The organism is Amycolatopsis sp. VC5-11 (assembly GCF_037034185.1).
GTDB lineage: Bacteria > Actinomycetota > Actinomycetes > Mycobacteriales > Pseudonocardiaceae > Amycolatopsis > Amycolatopsis nivea.
In genome coordinates, this window is record NZ_JBAGKF010000013.1 from 69,625 (window position 1) to 87,465 (window position 17,841).

General features: G+C 68.9%; 11 protein-coding genes. 5 read left to right on the forward strand and 6 right to left on the reverse strand.

What is annotated here, in order from left to right; genetic code table 11:
* Positions 1-26: 26 nt before the first annotated feature.
* The 3 genes from WA670_RS31180 to WA670_RS31190 form a co-directional block, all read right to left on the reverse strand.
* Positions 27-1,241: a cytochrome P450 gene (locus tag WA670_RS31180; protein WP_336159693.1), complete on the reverse strand. Its 1,215-nt coding sequence runs from the start codon at positions 1,239-1,241 to the stop codon at positions 27-29.
* An 82-nt stretch (positions 1,242-1,323) separates the two neighbouring features.
* Positions 1,324-4,389, reverse strand: a complete 3,066-nt coding sequence (locus WA670_RS31185) for a BTAD domain-containing putative transcriptional regulator (protein ID WP_336159694.1) — start codon at positions 4,387-4,389, stop codon at positions 1,324-1,326.
* A gap of 29 nt (positions 4,390-4,418) precedes the next feature.
* Complete coding sequence (locus WA670_RS31190; RefSeq protein ID WP_336159695.1) at positions 4,419-5,243, reverse strand: hypothetical protein; 825 nt, start codon at positions 5,241-5,243, stop codon at positions 4,419-4,421.
* A 262-nt stretch (positions 5,244-5,505) separates the two neighbouring features.
* On the opposite strand from WA670_RS31190, the gene WA670_RS31195 reads away from it, so the two are divergent.
* From WA670_RS31195 to WA670_RS31215, 5 genes are all read left to right on the forward strand, one after another.
* Positions 5,506-9,885 (forward strand): RHS repeat-associated core domain-containing protein, encoded by a 4,380-nt coding sequence (locus WA670_RS31195; protein ID WP_336159696.1) that lies wholly within the window; start codon positions 5,506-5,508, stop codon positions 9,883-9,885.
* Positions 9,886-10,499: 614 nt separating this feature from the next.
* On the forward strand, positions 10,500-11,294 hold the full coding sequence (locus WA670_RS31200) for a hypothetical protein (RefSeq protein ID WP_037806263.1): 795 nt from the start codon (positions 10,500-10,502) through the stop codon (positions 11,292-11,294).
* A gap of 70 nt (positions 11,295-11,364) precedes the next feature.
* Entirely contained in the window at positions 11,365-13,068 is a 1,704-nt protein-coding gene (locus WA670_RS31205) for a fatty acyl-AMP ligase (protein ID WP_336159697.1), read from the forward strand.
* A 23-nt stretch (positions 13,069-13,091) separates the two neighbouring features.
* Positions 13,092-13,364, forward strand: a complete 273-nt coding sequence (locus WA670_RS31210) for an acyl carrier protein (RefSeq protein ID WP_134728252.1) — start codon at positions 13,092-13,094, stop codon at positions 13,362-13,364.
* A 7-nt stretch (positions 13,365-13,371) separates the two neighbouring features.
* Positions 13,372-14,148 (forward strand): hypothetical protein, encoded by a 777-nt coding sequence (locus tag WA670_RS31215; protein ID WP_336159698.1) that lies wholly within the window; start codon positions 13,372-13,374, stop codon positions 14,146-14,148.
* 205 nt (positions 14,149-14,353) lie between these two features.
* Here the strand turns inward: WA670_RS31215 and WA670_RS31220 are convergent, their stop codons facing one another.
* The 3 genes from WA670_RS31220 to WA670_RS31230 form a co-directional block, all read right to left on the reverse strand.
* Positions 14,354-14,650, reverse strand: a complete 297-nt coding sequence (locus WA670_RS31220) for a DUF1905 domain-containing protein (RefSeq protein WP_336159699.1) — start codon at positions 14,648-14,650, stop codon at positions 14,354-14,356.
* A gap of 43 nt (positions 14,651-14,693) precedes the next feature.
* Positions 14,694-15,521 (reverse strand): polyprenyl diphosphate synthase, encoded by an 828-nt coding sequence (gene uppS / locus WA670_RS31225; RefSeq protein ID WP_199817156.1) that lies wholly within the window; start codon positions 15,519-15,521, stop codon positions 14,694-14,696.
* Positions 15,522-16,379: 858 nt separating this feature from the next.
* Positions 16,380-17,771 carry a KamA family radical SAM protein gene (locus WA670_RS31230; protein ID WP_037806195.1) on the reverse strand — a complete coding sequence of 464 codons (1,392 nt, stop codon included), beginning with the start codon at positions 17,769-17,771 and terminating at the stop codon, positions 16,380-16,382.
* Positions 17,772-17,841 lie beyond the last annotated feature (70 nt).

Genomic DNA, 17,841 nt, shown 5'->3' on the forward strand with positions numbered 1-17,841 from the left:
GGCGCCATGGTGAACGTGGCGCTCGCTCAGCCCCAGGTGACCGGAAGCTCGTGCACCCCATAGATATTCATGTTCGTCCGCAACGGCACCTCCCCAGCCGGAACCGCGAGCCGCAAGTCCGGAAAACGCCGGAACAGCCCCTCGAACCCCACGCGCATCTCGATGCGAGCCAGCTGCTGTCCCAGGCACTGGTGGACGCCATGGCCGAACGCCACCTGCCCGCGGACCTTGCGGTGCAGGTCGATCGTGTCGGGGTCCTCGAAATGCTTCGGGTCGCGGTTGGCGGCGAGCAGCGAGACGACCACAGTCGAGCCGGCCGGAATAGTCTCGCCGCCGACCTCGATGTCCTCCGTGGCGTAGCGGTAGAAGATGTCAGCCACCGACAGGTAGCGCATCAGCTCTTCCACTGCGTTGCCGAACAGCGTCGGGTCGGCGCGCAGTTCCGCCAGCTGCGTCGGGTGCTCGAGCAGCGCGAAGGCTCCGAGCGACAGCATGTTCGCGGTGGTCTCGTGCCCCGCCAGCAACAGCAGGAACGCCATGCCGGTCAGTTCCTCGATGCTGAGGTCCTCGTCGCGGGCGAGGTCGGACAGGATGTCCTCGCCCGGCTCCGCGCGCTTGTCCGTGCACAGCTGGCCGAGGTAGCCCATCATCGCGCCGAACGCGGCCATCTTGTCTTCGAGGTTGACGTCGCGCTCCATGAACTTCGACGAGTTCGCCTGGAAGGTTTCGCGGTCGGCGTAGGGAACGCCGAGCAGTTCGCAGATCACCAGCGACGGCACGGGAAGCGCGAACTCCCGCACGAGATCGATCGGCGGCGCGAGCTGCGCGACCGCGTCCAGTTGCTGTTCGGTGATCGCGATGATCCCGTCTTCGAGCTGCTTCATCCGCTTGACCGTGAACGCGCCGGTGAGCTTGCGCCGCAACCGGGTGTGGTCGGGGGCGTCCATGCTGATGAACAGCCCGGGGATCTGCGGCGACGGTTCGGTGGCGACCGGCATGCCCGGCGTCTCGTACGGCACGTGGACCACGCCGAGGTCGAGGCGGTTGCTGAACCGGGCGTCGGACATGACCTGCCGGACCGCCTCGTACCCGGTGATCAGCCAGCCCTCGTGGCCGTCGGGGAAGAGCATCGGGCTGACCGGGCGGGTTTCGCGCAGCGCGGTGATCGCCGACGGCGGGTCGAACGGGCCTGCGTCGCGGCCCATCGGCAGGCCGTTGACCGGGGAAACCTGCTGGTTCATCGGGAAGTCCTCTCGTGGTGGCTTGATGTCACCACGATCTCCGAGCGCCCAGACACCGAGCCGTCACGGCGCTGACACGGGATCAGGCCCGCGTCAGCGGCTCCGTGACCAGGTCGGTCCACACGCCCGCGGCGCCTTCCCAGGCGGCCCGGTCGAACGCCGCGTCGCCGAGGTGGTTGCGCGCCTCCTGCTCGATCCGCGGCACGTCCGGGTTCGACAGGTCTTTCCGGCCGAGCACCTGCGCGCTCGCGGCCAGCAGCCGTGCGGCGTGCTCGTACTGCGCGCGCCGCAGCGCCAGGTCGGCGACCCCGACGACCGCCTGCGCGATCTCCGGCGCGCGTCCGGTTTCCGCCGCCGCGTCGCAAGCAGCGGCACGGTGTTCGCGCGCCTCCTCGAGATCGGTCGCGAACCACGCGTGCAGGTCGTGGGCCGCGGCGCGCAGATGTGGTTGCTGCGCTTCGTCGCCGAGCAGGCTCATCGCGTGGCCGAACTGGTCGAAAGCGTCCTGCGCGTTGCCGTTCCACCGCGCCAGTTCCGCCCGGACGAGGGCGAGCGACGCCAGCGTCCCGGGCCACGTGACGCCTTCCGCGAGTCTTTCCGCCTCGGCGACCGCGGCGGCGCAAGCGTCCTTGTCGCCCGCGAGCCAGTGCAGCCGCGCCTGCCGCATGCGCAGCTGGACGATGTCGTCGAGGGCGTCCAGCTCGGCGACGACCGCGATCGCCTGGTCGAAATGCTCGCTCGCCTCGCCGAATTCGCCGCGCATGGCGAGGCAGCCGGCCAGTTCGGTCTGCGCGAACGAGATGCCGAACCGTTCGCCGAGCACCTGGAACTCGACCAGCGATTCGTCGAACCAGGATTCGCAGTCCTGGCCGAGCATCATCCGCAGTTTCCCGATGTGCAGCCGGGACAACGCGCGCACCCACGGGTCCTCGTCGTCCAGCAGCGACTCCCACGCGGGCAGCAGCGCGTCCGTGTCGCGCAGCATCATTTCCAGCGGCACCACCAGCCGCAGCGCCGCGTGCAGGTGCCGGCCGTGTTTGCCGAACTCGTACGCCTTGTGGATCCATTGCGCGGCTTCCGGCATGTCGCCGGGGCCGGACGTGGCGAACATTGAGGTCAGCGCGTACACGATGGCTCTGGTCCCGTCGGGGACCTCGCCGGGGATCCCGATCGCGGCGGCGATCAGTTCCATGCCTTCGGCCTTGCGGCCCACAAGCCACCAGTACCAGCCGCAGGCGGCGGCGAGCCGCATCGCGGCGTGCGCGTCACCGGCGGCGAGCGCGCCGCGCATGGCCGAGACGAGATTGTCGTGCTCTGCCTTGAGAACGGTGAGCCATTCCAGCTGCTCGCCGCGCCGCAGGCGGGGTTCCGCGGTTTCGGCCAGCTCGGTGAAGTACGCGAGATGCGCTTGCCGGGCGAGCTCGGTCTCCCCGGCTTCGGCGAGGCGCGCGGCGCTGTACTCCTTGATGGTGCCGAGCATCCGGTACCGCGGCGCGCCTTCGCCGAACGCGACGAGCAGGGACTTGTCGCTGAGCGCGGCGAGCAGGTCCAGCACCTCGTACTCGTCGACCAGTTCTCCCGCGCAGACCCGTTCCGCCGCCTCGAGGCTCGCGCCGCCGGCGAACACCGACAGCCTGCTCAGCACGAGCCGTTCGCCGTCGCTGAGCAGTTCCCAGCTCCAGTCGACCATCGCGCGCAGCGTCCGGTGCCGGGGGAGAGCGGTGCGGCTGCCGCCGGTCAGCAGCCGGAACCGGTCGTCGAGACGGTCCGCGAGCTGCTCGGCGGACATCGTGCGGAGCCGGACCGCGGCCAGCTCGATCGCGAGCGGCATCCCGTCCAGCGCGGTGCAGATGCGGGCCAGCGTCCGGTCGTCGGCGAGCTCCTGGTTGCGCGTCGTCGCCCGGTCGCGGAGCAGCTGGACGGCCTCGGCGCGGGCGAGCGGTTCGACCGGCCACAACGCCTCGCCGGTGATCCCCAGCGGTTCCCGGCTCGTGGCGAGGATCCGCAGTCCGCGGCATTCGCCGAGCAGCCGGTGTGCGAGCGCGGCGGCGGACTCGATGACGTGTTCGCAGTTGTCCAGCACCAGCAACGTTTCGCGGTCCCGGATCGCCGAGACCAGCCGGTCCACCGGGTCCGCGGCGGACGCTTCCCCGAGCAGCGCGTCGCGGAGGCCGAGCCCGGACAGCGTGGCCTGCGCGACGTCGTCCCCGCTCCCGACCGCGGCCAGTTCGACCAGCCACGCGCCGTGGTGCAGGCCGGAGACCAGCGTGCGGGCGGTTTCCGTGGCCAGCCGGGTCTTCCCCGAGCCGCCGGGCCCGGTCAAGGTGGTGAGCCGATGCCGCGAAACCAGGTCGCGGACCGCGGCTACATCGGCTTCTTTCCCGATGTAGCTGGTGAATTCGGCGCGCAGGTTGGTCTTGCGGCTCTCCTCGCGCCGTCCGACCTCGCCGCGCAGCAACGCGACGTGCAGCGCGGACAGTTCGGGCGACGGGTCGGCGCCCAGTTCGTCGGCCAGCGTTTCCCTGATCCGCTGGAACGCTTGCAACGCCTCGGTGTTGCGGCCCGCGGCGGCGAGCGCGCGCATCAGCGCGGCGACGAGCCTTTCCCGCACCGGGTGCGCGGCCACCAGGTCGGTCAGCTCCGGGACGAGATCCGCGCCGCCGCCGAGATCGAGCTCGGCTTCGAACCGGTCCTCCATGGCCGTCAGCCGCAGTGATTCCAGCCGCGTGGCCGCCGCGTCGAACGCGTCGCTGTCCTGCAATCCGACGTCCTGCATCGCCGGACCGCGCCACAACTCCAGCGCCTCGCGCAGCCGCCCAGGCCCGTGGTCGCGGGCCTGGGCGACGAGCCGCTCGAAGCGCACCGCGTCGACCGCGTCGGCGTCGATCGCCAGCCGGTACCCGTCGGTCAGTCCTTCGACCACGGCGCCCGGGAGCGCCTTGCGCAGCCGGGAAACCAGGCGTTGCAAGGCGTTCGCGGCGTCGGCGGGCGGCTGCTCGCCCCAGATCCAGTCGATCAGCGACGCCTTCGGCACGACCTGGCCCGGCCGGAGCGCGAGGGCGACGAGCAGCCCGCGCAACCGCGCGCCCGGCACCTCGGCCGTCGTGCCGTCGCGGACCTCGAACGGACCCAGGATCTTGATCTGCACCCGTCCGATCCTGCCATCCGATCGGGTGGTCAGGCAGCGGAATAGACGACGATGTCGTCGAGCCGCGTGCGGGCGTGGACCTTGATCGTGCCGCGCGGGCTCTGCGGCGTGCCGAGAGTGTTGCGCACGGCGCCCTTCGTGCTCTTCGCGTCCACGTCGGCGGCGGTGCCCGCGCTGACGCCGACCTCGATCCCGCCGGCCGCGTTCGACAGCTCCACCTGGCCGCGCGTGACCCGCCCGATCCGGATCGGGCAGTCGGCCGCCTTGGCGACGACGCTCCCGTCCGCGGTGCCGATGTCGAAACTCCCGTTCGACCCGCCGAGGTCGACGTCGGACCGCGCGTGGCCGATCCAGACCTTGCCGCTGGTGCCCTGGTACCGGATCTCGCCGTCGACCTCGCCCAGCCGCAGGCCCGCCGCGCTGCCCTCGATGACCGCGTCGCCGCCGACGTGCCCGACCGCGAGCCCGCCCGCGCCGAGGTTCCCGCGCAACGCGGCGACCCGGTCGAGCTGCACCTGACCCGAGCCGATGTTGACTTCGCAGTCGCCGAGCGTGCCCTCCGCCTGCACTTCGGTCCAAGCCGTGTTGAGCACGAGCTTGGACCCGGCGGGCAGTTCGATCGCGATATCGACGGAACCGGTCTGGCGTCCGGACTTGGTGGTTTTCACGGCGAGCACGCCGTCGGCGAACTCGACCTTGGTCTTCTCGGCGACCTTCACGTCGGTCGAGTTCGCCGCGTCAACCGGCTGCACCCGCACGACGGTCTCGGTGCGCTCGCCCGCGGTGATCCGGACGCGAGCACCCGCGGTGGTCAGCGCGGCGGTGATGGGGTTGGGGGTGGTGAACGTGGACATTTCGGGTCTCCCTGGCTGGTCTGGCGGTTTGTTGTGACCACATTCGCCTGCTGGGCGGACACGCAGCTGTCACGGCTCAGACGCCGGGGAGGCGGCTGTGTCAGGCGCGGTGTCAGCGCGGACCGGATCGGTGCTCGGGCAACATCGGGACTTCGTTCGGGCAGGGACTCGCGGTGCCGCGGGCGGACGGTTGCCGGGTGCCGCTAGGTTTCCGGGGGAGTTCGCCGGGATCGGGCCCGGCCGCAAGGGGGTTGTACGTCGCATGAGTAATCCGTTGGTCGCACCGGTGAAGGAGACTTCGGCGATGGCCGGGGTTCCGTTGCTGGAGGACGCGACGGGGCTGAAAGAGGCGATCGAGAGCAAGAACTGGGCCGCGGTCGCGATCGGCGCGGTGGGGACCGCGCTGGACGTGCTCACCGCGGTGATGGACCCGTTCGGCGCGATCTTCGCGGCCGGGGTCGGCTGGCTGATGGAACACGTCGGTCCGCTGAAGGAAGCTCTCGACGCGCTCACCGGCAACGCGGACGAGATCAAGTCCCAGGCCGCGACGTGGACCAACGTCGCGAAGGAGCTCGAGAGCGTCTCGGCGGAGCTGACCGAGCTGGTCAAGAAGGATCTGCAGGACTGGCACGGCGAAGCGGCCGACAGCTACCGCAAGAAGGCCGAGGACACCTCCGCCCTGATCGCGAGCGCGCAGAAGGGCAGCGAGGGCGCGGCGAGCGGGGTGAAGACCGCGGGCGAGATCGTCGCGGCGGTCCGGTCTCTCGTCCGCGACACCATCGCCGACCTCGTCGGGCACCTGATCTCGTGGGCGCTGCAGGTCGTGTTCACGCTCGGGATCGGGATGACCTGGGTCGTGCCGCAGGTGATCTCCGCGGTCGCCAAGACGGCGTCGAAGATCGGCCAGGTCACCACGAAGCTGGTGAAGGCGCTCAAGGCGCTGATGCCGCTGCTGAAGAAGGCCGGGACGCTGTTCGCCGACGCCGGGAAGGCGTTGAAGGGGATCAAGGGCGGCAAGCCGAAGCCGAGTCCCAAGCCGAAGGACATCGAAACCCCGAAGGGCTCGCCGGGCAAGGGCGGCGGCAAGAACGAGAGCACGACGACCTCCAGCGCGGATTCGCCGCCGGCGAACTCCGGCGGGCACGAAGGCGGTTCCGGCGGCCGGGGACCGGAGACCGACGGCACGCGCGGCGGCGGCAACGACGGTCCGGTGCACTCTCCCGGCGGCGGGCAGTCCGGGGGCGGCTCGCACGGCGGCGGTTCCGGGTCGCGCGGCGGCTCCGGTTCGAACATCCGGGACAACAGCCGCGGGCCGCAGCAGGACCGCGTGCCGGACAAGAACCTGAACACCTGCGGCGATCCGATCGACGTGGCCAGCGGCGACGTCGTGCTGCCGCAAACGGACGTCGAACTGGCGGGCGTGCTCCCGCTGGTGCTGCGCCGGGTGCACCTCTCGTCGTATCGGGCGGGGCAGTCCTTCGGCCCGAACTGGGCGTCCACTGTGGACCAGCGGATCGAGGTGGACGACGAGGGCGTGTCCTTCGCGTCCGACGACGGCACGCTGCTGTTCTACCCGCACCCGGCGCCGGAGGCCATGCCGCTGGCCGGACCGCGGCGGCGGCTCGCGCTGACCGGCGACGGGTACACGATCACTCTCCCCGACGAGGGCCGGACGCTGCACTTCGGCCGCGGCGGCCCGGTGCTGCCGCTGCGGGCGATCACCGATCGCAACGGGCACCGCGTCGAGTTCGTCCGCGACGACGCCGGCACGCTCGCCGAGGTCCGGCACAGCGGCGGGTACCGCGTGCGGGTCGAGTCCGCGGACGGGCTGATCAGCGCGTTTCACCTGTGCGGTGCCGACGGCGGCGCCGATCTGCCGCTGCTGCGGTACGGCTACCGGCACGGCCTGCTGACCGAGGTGGTCAACGCTTCCGGGGCGCCGCTGCGGTTCGCCTACGACGGCGAAGGCCGGATGACGAGCTGGACCGACCGCAACGGAGCCTGGTACCGCTACAGCTACGACGGCGAGGGCCGCGTCGTGCGAGCTGAAGGTTCCGGCGGATTCTTCAGCGGCTCGCTGTCCTACGCGGACGGCGTGACGCGGTGGACGAACTCCCTGGGCGAGCAGACCGCGTACCACCTCAACGAACGCGGGCAAACCCTGCGCGAGGTCGATCCGGCGGGCAACGAGACCCGCTCGGAGTGGGACGAGTTCGACCGGCTGCTCGCGCGCACCGATCCGCTGGGCCGGGTGACCCGGTACGAGTACGACGAGGCCGGTAACACGGTGGCGGTGACGCGGCCGGACGGTACGCAGACCCGGTCCGAGTACAACGACCTCGGCCTTCCGGTGACGGTGATCAAGCCGGACGGCGCGGTCACCCGACGGGAGTACGACGCGCGCGGCAACCTCACGCGCCTGATCGACCCGGCGGGACAGGCCACCAGCTACGGCTACGACGAACACGGACACCTGTCGTCGATCACGGACGCGCTCGGCGGGGTTCGCGCCGTGACAACCGACGCGGCCGGATTGCCGATCTCGGTCACCGATGCGACCGGTGCCGCCACCCGGTTCGAGCGCGACGGTTTCGGGCGTATTTCAGCCGTGGTGGATCCCCTCGGCAACGCCACGCGGCTCGGGTGGACCGTCAGCGGCGAACCGGCCTGGCAGACCCTGCCGGACGGAACTACCGAACGGTGGATTTACGACGGCGAGGGCAACCTGCGCACCCATGTCGATGCCCTCGGCCAGACCACGGTCACCGAGGTGACCCACTTCGACCTGCCCGCGGCGGAAGTGCGCCCCGACGGCACCCGGCTGGAATTCGGCTACGACACCGAATTGCGTCTCGTCTCCGTGCGCGACGAGCGCGGGAACTACTGGCGCTGCCGGTACGACGCGGCCGGGAACCTGGTCGAGGAAACCGATTTCGACGGCCGGGTGCTGCGCTACGCCTACGACGCGGCGGGCCAGCTCGTCAGCCGCGTGAACGGGGCGGGCGAGACCACCCGGTTCGGCTGGGACGCGCTGGGCAGGCTGGTCGAAGAGCAGGCCGGCGACAGCACGAGCCGCTACGACTACGACCAAGCGGGCCGGGTCGTCCGCGCGGTCAACGCCGACACGGAGCTGACCTGGACTTACGACGCTTGCGGGCGCGTGCTCGCCGAAAGCTGCAACGGTCGGACGCTGCGCTCGGAGTACGACGCGCTCGGCAGGCGGGTCAAGCGGATCCTGCCCTCGGGCACCGCCAGCGAGTGGAGTTTCGACGCCGCGGGAAGCCTCGTCGGCGTGCGGGTCGACGGGCACGCCATGACGCTGGGGCGCGACCTGCTCGGCCGCGAATCCGATCGCTCGTGGGGCACGACGGTCATCCGGCACCACTGGAACGCGGTCGGCACGCTCGCCGCGCAAACCCTGTCGGGCGGTTACGCCGCGCAGCAACGACGTTCGTACGACTACCGGGCGGACGGCACGCTCAGGGCGGTCGACGACGCGTTGGCGGGCACCCGCCGGTTCGACGTCGACGCGCTCGGCCGGATCACCGGCGTCACCGGAACGGCCGGGACCGAGCATTACCGCTACGACGCCACCGGCAACGTCGTCGCGGCGAACTCGTCCGCGGTCAGCGGTCCGCACTCCGGCGTGCGCGAGTTCGCCGGAAACCGGATCGTCCGCGCCGGGGCGAACCAGTACGAGCACGATGCGCAGGGACGGCTGATCCGCCTGATCAGCCCGGGCGCGCGCACCGCGCAGTACGAATGGAACGCCGACGACCGGCTCGTCGCAGTGACCACAGTGGACGGACACCGCTGGCGCTACCGCTACGACGCGATGCGGCGGCGCACCGCCAAACAGCGGCTGTCGGCCACCGGCGAGGTCGTCGAACAGGTCGACTTCACCTGGGACGGGTCCCGGCTGGCGGAGGAGCACCACCGCGGTCCGGGCGGGCTGCGCCGGCTGCGGAACTGGGAGTTCGAACCGGAGACGGACCTGCCGCTGATCCAGGGCGAGAAGCTGCTGGACGCGAACACCCCGCAGCAGGTGGTGGACCGCCGCTACCACGCGATCGTGACCGACCTCGTGGGAACGCCGACCGAACTGGTGGGCCTGGACGGCTCCGTCGCCCGAAGCGGCCCGCGCACCATCTGGGGCGCGGAATCCGGCCGCGGCGACGACGTCACGCCGCTGCGGTTCCCCGGCCAGTACTTCGACGCCGAGACCGGCCTGCACTACAACTACCACCGCTACTTCGACCCGGCCCTCGCCCGCTACCTCAGCGCCGACCCGGTCGGGCTGACCGGCGGCACGAACGCCCAGATGTACGTCAGCAACCCGACGCTGCTGGTCGACCCGCTCGGCCTCAACGACTGCAAGTGGACGTTCAGCAAACAGGACATGCGGTTCGGGAACCAGCCGCTGACCGCGGCCGAGCAGGCGAAGTTCGACACGTTCCAGAACTACATCCACAACAACAAGTGGCATCCGAAGAAGGCCGCCGAGGAAGCGGGCGACATGAACTACAAGCAGCTGAGCGGAAACCAGTTCCAGATCCGCCTCGGCGGGAAGCAGCGCGCGACCTTCCGGGTGCTGGACGACGAGAAGCGGGTCGAGATGATCCAGCTCGGCGGGCACACCTGAGCCGCTGCTGAAGGGCTCGGCGGGCCGCGCGCACGCGAGGTCTGCCGAGCCCGTGAGCCCCGTGGCGGGCCACTCGGTTGGAGCAGGCCCTGCTCCGATTCGGGGAGCCCGCCGGAATATGCATTTCGAACCCGAGCGAATTACGCGTGTGCGCCCGGGGTGTCCGTCGTGCGCGATCGAGGAGTTTTTCGCGGAGCGATATCTCGCGATGTCGCCGGGGAACGGCCCGCGTGGGGCTCGATCTGATGAATTCCGGCCAGGGGCAGGGAAACCGGGCGACGCGATGCCCGGTAGTCGGCGGGCACTCGGACGGATGTTTTTCCTGGCATTCGTGGCAATGGCCTTTCGCCGGCCTCTCCCGGAGGCGGAGCATGTTTCCTCGCGGCGCTGAGGCGCGGGCGGATCGAAAATCGCGGAGAGGTGTTGTCATGGAATAGACCACTGCGCCCGCGTTTGCCGTGGCAGATCCACCCGCTCCGACTGTTGGCAGCACGTTTATTGCACTGGATTCTCGCCGGTTCGCGCCCGCTGTTCCAGTGGAATATTCCTCCCTGCGTTTTCCGCGATTCCGCGCCGCGAACATTTCATCCGTCACCCGTGGACAAGGAGCAGTCATGACCGAGATCAGCCAGTCGCACCTGGGCCGGGAGGCCCTGGAGATCGCGCTGTGGCAGACGTCGTACCCCGAACTGGAGGCCGCCGCGAGGTCCGCGCTGCAGGATTTCGACGCGGACAGCAACGCCCAGGGCGTGGGCAACAAGGCGGCGGGGGACAACAGCCTGCTGCCCGACCTGGGTCCGCTGTCGAAGTTCGGTTCGTGGGAGTCGGTCGGCAGCACCATCGTGCACCGGGCGGTGACGCTCAGCGGCTTCAACCCGGGGAGCGAGAAATTCGACCCGGTCGCGTGGAGCGTTTTCCTGCAGAAATTCTCCACGATTCCGTTCTTCCTCACCTACACCTTCGACAACCGTGACGCTTCCATCAGCAAGACGTCGCTGAAAAAGGCCGTCGAAGCGGTGTCGGACCTGGTCGAGAACATCATGACGCCGGAGAACTTCCAAGGCATCGTGACCACCATCCAGAAGATCGGCCAGCTCGCGCTCGAGAACGAGGGGAGAAAACAGAAGAACTCCAACCAGCAGGTCGGGGTCCTGTCTCGGCATCAAAGCTCGCTGTACCTCGGAGCCGTCCGGACCGCGGTGGAGATGGAGTACAAATCGGGCAAGGGGTACGAGCAGCTGAATCAGACTATTTACGTCTACCGCGGCTACGGCGTCCTCGATTTCGAGAAGTGCAAGCGCCACGCCGACACGCTGCTCAAGTGGGACGGCCAGGACGTGGACGACTGGGAGAAGGACACCGCCAGCTCCTCGAAACCGCCCAACGAGAGCCCCGCCTGGAAGCACTGAGCCGATTCGTCCGTGTTCCGCGGGCTCCCGGGGTCGCGGCCCCGGGAGCCCCTGATCCCAGGCAGGTCCCATGGTGTTCCCGCAACCGCGGCCTCCCGAGCGCCCAACGGCATCGACCTTTGCGCAAGTCCTCGCCGACAACCGCGGCCATCCGGACGGGGGCTTCACCTTCGCCCACGACCACTTCGCGAGCTGGTCGGAACTGTCGCGGGAAGCTCTGCGCCGCGGACGGCAGCTGCTCCGGAGCGGCCTGCGCAAGGGAGACCGCGTCGCGCTCATCGTCCCCGAGCAGCAGGAATTCGTCCTCGCTTTCCTGGGCGCGGTCTCGGTCGGCGTCGTCCCGGTTCCGATGAGCCCGCCGATGGGCCTCGGCAAGTTCGAGGCGTACTGCGAGGACTCCGCGCACATCCTCCGCGCCGCGGGAGCCCGCGCCCTCCTGATTCCCCGCAGCCTGGCAGACCTGCTGAACCCGCTCGTGCACGCTGTGGCCGGCATGCAGGTCCTCGATCCGGAGGACCTCTTCGCCGAACCCTTGCCGCGCAACGCGCCCCAGCCCGAGGAGATCCTCCCCGAGGACGTGATGTTCCTGCAGTTCACCTCGGGAAGCACGGCGGCCCCCAAGGGAGTACGGGTCACGCACGCCAGCGCGCTCGCCAACTGCGCGGCCATCATCGACGCCCTTCGCCTCGACCGCGACCGCGACCGGGGCGTGAGCTGGCTGCCGATGTACCACGACATGGGGCTGGTCGGTTTCGTGCTGGCACCGCTGCTGGCGCGCTGCCCGGTGACCTTCCTGCCGACGCTGCGCTTCGCGCTCTCGCCGAGGCTCTGGCTGGAAACGGTGAGCCGCCACCGCGCGACCGTGACCTTCGCGCCGAACTTCGGCCTGGCGTTGGCGATCAAGCACACCCCGGCCGACGACCTGCGGAAACTTGATCTGTCCTGCCTGAGAGTCGTGGGCTGCGGTGCCGAACCCAACCACCCTGAGACACTGCGGTCCTTTACGACGCACTTCGCGGCGGCCGGATTGCGTCCGGGGGCGGTCATCCCGTGTTACGGCATGGCAGAGGCGACGCTCGCGATCTCCTTCGGCGAGCTCGGAGTCCCACTCGCCCCAGACGTCATCCAAAAAGAGCCCTACCACGCGCGCAACCTCGCACGGCCAGCGTCAGCCTCCGAGGAGCACGTGGCATTCGTGCCGTGCGGACGTCCCGTCGCGGGCCACCGCGTCCTCGTCGTGGACGACGACGGCAATCCGCTCCCGGAACGGCACATCGGCGAGGTGGTCTTCCAGGGCCCGAGCGTGGCAGCGGGCTATCACGGGGACCCGGAAGCGACCCGGCGAAGCTTCACGCCGCGCGGCCTGCGCACGGGGGATTGCGGTTACCTGGCGGACGGCATCCTCTACGTGACGAGCCGCAAGAAGGACCTGCTCATCGTCAACGGGCGCAACCACGACCCCCAGACCGTGGAATGGACCGCGGCCGAGGTGCCCGGCTTGCGCAAGGGCAACGTCGTCGCCTTCACCCGGCCCGGCCGGGCGACCGAGGAGGTCGTGATCGTCGCCGAACTCCGCGACGGCGACGCCACCGCGGTGGCGAGACGGGTCCGCAGCCGCGTCCAGACGACGCTGTCCCTGCCCGTGGCCGACGTCCTCCTGGTGCCGCCAGGGGAACTGCCCAAGACGTCCAGCGGCAAGGTCCGGCGGAACACGACACGACAGCAGTATCTGCAGGGATTTCTCCACCGCGGCGCGCTTTCCGGAGCGCATTGAGCACCCCTTTGGGAGGAGCAACCATGGACACCCGTCTACCGCCTCGAGAGCGAGAACAGCTGTACACCCTGATCCGCGAGAAGCTGGAACTCGGCGGCGCGGAGCTCGACGACACCACGACGGTGGCAGAGCTGCCCGGGGTCGACTCCGTCAAGGTCCTCAGCCTGGTGGGCGCGGTCGAGCTCGGCTTCCGGGTCAACCTGGGCTTCGAGGCGATCCCGCAGGTACGGACGGTGCACGACATCGAGCGCCTGATCTGCGATTCGCGCGAGCAGTACGCCGCGCGAGCGTCGTGAGCCGGCCGTGGGCACTTCAAGCGACGAGCAGTCGCGGCGGGAAGCGTTCGAGATCGCCGTGTGGGCGGAGGGCAGGCCGGACGTGCTGGGCTGCGACAGCCGCGACCTCAACCAGGAAGCAGGAGTCGGCAACGCCTGCGGCGGAGACAACACCGGCTTGCCCAGCCTGGGACCGCTGGCCCCCTTCGGTTCGTGGCAGTCGGTGGCCGCCACCATCATGCGCAAGACCGCGGATTCTGCTCGTTTCGACCAGTCGTCCACGATATTCGATCTGTTCCGGTGGATCGTCTTCGGAAACCAGTTCACCACCATGCCGTTCCTCACCGGCATCACCGGAGACAGCCGCAGCGTGTCCATCTCGTCGCTTTCCCTGTCGCCGGTCATTTCGGCGGTGACCCAGCTGGTAGGCGGGCTGGTCACCCCGGACACGCTCACCGGCATCGTCAACTCCATCAAGAAGATCGGCCAGCTGGCGGTGGAGAACAAGGGGCTGCAGGAGAAGAACAGCAACGTGCACCAGGGAGTCCTGACGGTGGTGAACGGAAACCTCCGCCTCGGGCGCCTGCAGACGACGGTGCAGATGGAATACAAGACGGGCAAGGGATACCAGCAGCTCAACCAGTACCTGACGGTCAGCCGCCTGTTCGGGAACCTCGACTACGGCCTCTGCATCCGCAACGCCGAGATCCTGCTCGCTTGGGACCGGCAGGACGTGGACGAATGGGTGAAGGGCGCTTCGAGTTCTCCCTACCCGCCTAACGACAGCCCCGCGTGGAGCAATTGAACCTGGCCCACCCGCGCCCGGCTCGCGGGTCTGTCGAGAACGCCGTCAGCGCGCCCGAGACCGAGCCGGGCACCTGGCCGAGGGCGTCGCACCGCATGGCTCGACACGAGTCCATGCGGGACATCCTCTGCAGTTCGTGCTCCCGTTTCCGGCCCGGCCAACGCTCCACGGCTCGCCGCAGTGATCAAGCCAGGCTCCGCCGAAATCAGAGATCGAGCACCGTCACGGTCACCTGAGCGACGTCCCCAGGATCGAGCTTCTCCGCCTTGCGCACCGCGCGTTTGACCGGCAGCACGTAGCCGCGCGTGCTGTCCGGGAAGATCGACGTCCGCCAGGTCGTGGCGCCGACCCGGACCTGCACGCGCCTCGATCCGAACCCGCGGCGCGGTCCGCCCAGCTCGCGGATCTCGTCCGAGATGTCGCCGGGCAAGCTCACGAAGGTCCAGGTTTCGGTCCGCCGGGCATCCCAGATCCACAGTTCAGCGTCGAAGTGCACTTCCACGAACTCAGCTTCGCACGCGGCACCGACAAAAACCCGCGGACGGTCAGCGGCCGTAACGACGGTTCCGCCGCGCGTAACTGCGGAGGGCCCGGAGGAAGTCGACCTCGCGGAAGGCGGGCCAGAAGGTGTCGCAGAAGTACAGCTCGGAGTATGCGCTCTGCCAGACCAGGAAGTTGGACAGCCGTTGCTCCCCGCTGGTGCGGATGACCAGGTCAGGGTCGGGCTGCCCGGCGGTGTAGAGATGCCGGGACACGTCTTCCATGGTGATGGTGTCGGCGAGCTCGTTCAGGGTCCCGGCCGCGGCGTGTTCGGTCAGCAGGGCACGCAGCGCGTCGACGACCTCCTGGCGGCCGCCGTAGCCGATGGCCAGCGTGATGTGGTGGCCGGTGTCGCAGTCGCGGGTGACCTCGACAGCGTTCTTCAGCGCATGCGCGGTGGTGTCGGGCAGGGCGTCGAGAAGACCGGCGACGTGCACCTGCCACCCCGCGTCGGGCTGGGCGAGCTTGTCGGTGATGACCTGCTCGATCAGGTGCATCAGGTACGAGACCTCGGCGTCGTCGCGGCGCGCGAGGTTCTCGGTCGAGCAGAGGTAGATCGTCACGTGCTTGACGCCCGCGCGCTCGCACCAGGACAGCACGGTCTCGACGTGTTCGGCCCCGCGCTTGTGCCCCATGCTGAGGTCGGCCATGCCCATCTGCCGAGCCCAACGGCGGTTGCCGTCCATGATGATCCCGATGTGCCCCGGCAATTCGGCGCCCACGAGCTGTTTCCGCAGCCGGTGCGTGTAAATCCCGTAGATGATTCGCTGGACCGGACCAGGCAGCACGATGCGCACTCCGTTCGCCGTTGTTTCGCGCGGGTTCGCTCCCATCGTAGCCAACCCCGTTTCCCTTCCGCGGACGCGGTTCCCCGCAGCAGAAACGATGTCAGAATTGTCGGCGTAGGTCGGTTTTAGACTGCCTGGCAGGCCCGTTCTCCACAAAATTCTCAGGAAATGTTCGAACGACATCCAGAGGCTTCGGGGGAATGTCGCTGTCGCCGCCCATTGCGATCGGCAGGGTCCGGGAGTCCGCGTTACTGCCTGGCGCGCAACGACCGCGAGCACTTAGGTTCTCGGCTGGAAGGCATGCGTCGCCGGGCCAGGGGGAGGAAGCCGTTGGACCTCGCGGAGCGGCTGGCAGTAGTCGCAACGCTTTTCGAGGCCCACAGAAAGGCGCCATTCCCGGCAGGCTTCGACCTGGCGATGCTTGACGCGGACCTAGCCGGTTGTGTCTCCACATGGTTAGTGCAACAAGGTCACCTGGACGACCGGAGATGGAACATTCTCGCCGAATGCGAACAGGACCTCATTCGGGCCATCCCCGAATCGGCCGGTGACAGTCGCGTGTACTGCCAAAGGCTTCTGGACATGGCGGTTTTGGTACTCGAGGCGGATTCCCCGTAGCGGCAGCGCTAGCCGACCTGCTGTCCGGCCCGACTCGGCGGCTGCATCGCGGCACTCCCACTGGCGCCTGGCAGCGGCGGTGTCATGGCTGGCGGTAGTTCAGTCCTCGGTGAGGTCAACGGAGGGCCAGCGGGTGAGGAACGCGCCGACGGCGACGTCGCAGTACTTTGGCAGGTGCCTGGCCAGCGGATATACCGCTGGCCAGGCACCTGTTCGAGGTCATCATCCCCGGCACCGTCCGCCTATGGCAGGGCGCGGGTCCCGTGACGGCAAGCGCGCTCGGGCTCAGCGACCCTTCTCGTCAGCCCACCACTTCTGCCCAGCCTCCGGCAGCGTCTGGATCGGGTCGTAGTACGGGTACTTCCGCTGCAACGCCTCCGGGTCCTCGTGCTCGATCCCGGTCCGGTAATTCTTCGTCCAGTACGAAATCCCCAGATCCCGGTCGTACTCCGCCAGCTGGTGCACCCACCGCTTCCCAACATAGGGGACATCGCACACAATCCGCGGCGTGGCATACCCCGGCAAATACCCCATGATCGAATGCTGCAATTCCTGTGCTTCCCAAACGGCAACCCGCCAGTGCTCAGCATTCGGAATCATGTCGCACATATAAAAATAGTAAGGCAGGATATTAGCCTCACCCTGCAAAGCAAAGCAAAGATCCAAAAGCGCAGCCGGAGTCGCATTGACCCCGCGCATCAGCACGCCCTGGTTCCGCACATCCCGCACCCCGACCTGCAACGCCGTCCGCGCCGCTTCCGCCACCAGCGGCGTCACCGACTGCGCGTGGTTCACGTGCGTGTGGATAGCCAGGTTCACCCCGCGCGCCTGCGCTGTCAACGCGACCCGCTGCAGGCCCTCGGTCACCTTGGGCTGCAGCCAGTGCTGCGGGAGCGCCGCGAGGGCCTTCGTCGCCAGGCGGATGTCGCGCACCGTCTCGATGTCCATCAGGCGCATCAGGAACGACTCCAACTGCGGCCACGGCACGTTCGCCACGTCGCCGCCCGACACCACCACGTCCCGGACGCCGGGGGTGCGCTTCAGGTAGTCGATCATGGCGTCCTGGCGGTCCACCGGCTTGAGCGCGAGCTTGTGCTTCTCCACCTGCTCGGTCGAGTTGCCGACGAGGTCCATCCGGGTGCAGTGGCCGCAGTACTGCGGGCAGGTCGAGATCATCTCGGCCAGCACCTTCGTCGGGTAGCGGTGGGTGAGCCCCTCGACCACCCACATCTCGGCCTCGTGCAGGGAGTCGCGTTCGGCGTGCGGGTGGCTGGGCCACGCCGGGTGCCGGTCGCTGCGCACGGGAAGCATGTAGCGGCGGATCGGGTCGGCGTAGAACGCCTCGGTGACCTTCGCCGGGTCGGTGCCCGCGTGCGGGGCCATCGTGTTGATCATCTGCGGCGGCAGCAGCATCGACATCGTGGCCATCTCGCGCTGGTCGGCGATCAGGTCCTCGTAGAACCGGTCCTCCAGCAGATCGCCCATGAGGGCACGCAGCTGCTTGACGTTGCGCACGCAGTGCACGCGCTGCCACTGGGCGTCCCGCCACTCTGCTTCGGTCACGTCGTGCCAGCCGGGGAAGCGGCGCCAGTCGGGTTCGGCCAACTCGGCGCGGACGTACTCGTACGGCTGGTCGAAGGCGGCGGCAGTCGGCACAGGTTCCTGGATCGCAGTCATCTGTACTCCTAGTCGTCGGGAACGCGTGAAAATATCCTGCCATAACGTTAGTCGACCGTAAATCTTTCTG

Excerpts from the sequence above, each read along its gene's own strand:
- WA670_RS31180 (WP_336159693.1), bottom strand. The coding sequence starts at position 1,241 with ATGAACCAGCAGGTTTCCCCGGTCAACGGCCTGCCGATGGGCCGCGAC.
- WA670_RS31190 (WP_336159695.1), bottom strand. The coding sequence starts at position 5,243 with ATGTCCACGTTCACCACCCCCAACCCCATCACCGCCGCGCTGACCACC.
- WA670_RS31195 (WP_336159696.1), top strand. The coding sequence starts at position 5,506 with ATGAGTAATCCGTTGGTCGCACCGGTGAAGGAGACTTCGGCGATGGCC.
- WA670_RS31200 (WP_037806263.1), top strand. The coding sequence starts at position 10,500 with ATGACCGAGATCAGCCAGTCGCACCTGGGCCGGGAGGCCCTGGAGATC.
- WA670_RS31205 (WP_336159697.1), top strand. The coding sequence starts at position 11,365 with ATGGTGTTCCCGCAACCGCGGCCTCCCGAGCGCCCAACGGCATCGACC.
- WA670_RS31210 (WP_134728252.1), top strand. The coding sequence starts at position 13,092 with ATGGACACCCGTCTACCGCCTCGAGAGCGAGAACAGCTGTACACCCTG.
- uppS (WP_199817156.1), bottom strand. The coding sequence starts at position 15,521 with ATGGGAGCGAACCCGCGCGAAACAACGGCGAACGGAGTGCGCATCGTG.
- WA670_RS31230 (WP_037806195.1), bottom strand. The coding sequence starts at position 17,771 with ATGACTGCGATCCAGGAACCTGTGCCGACTGCCGCCGCCTTCGACCAG.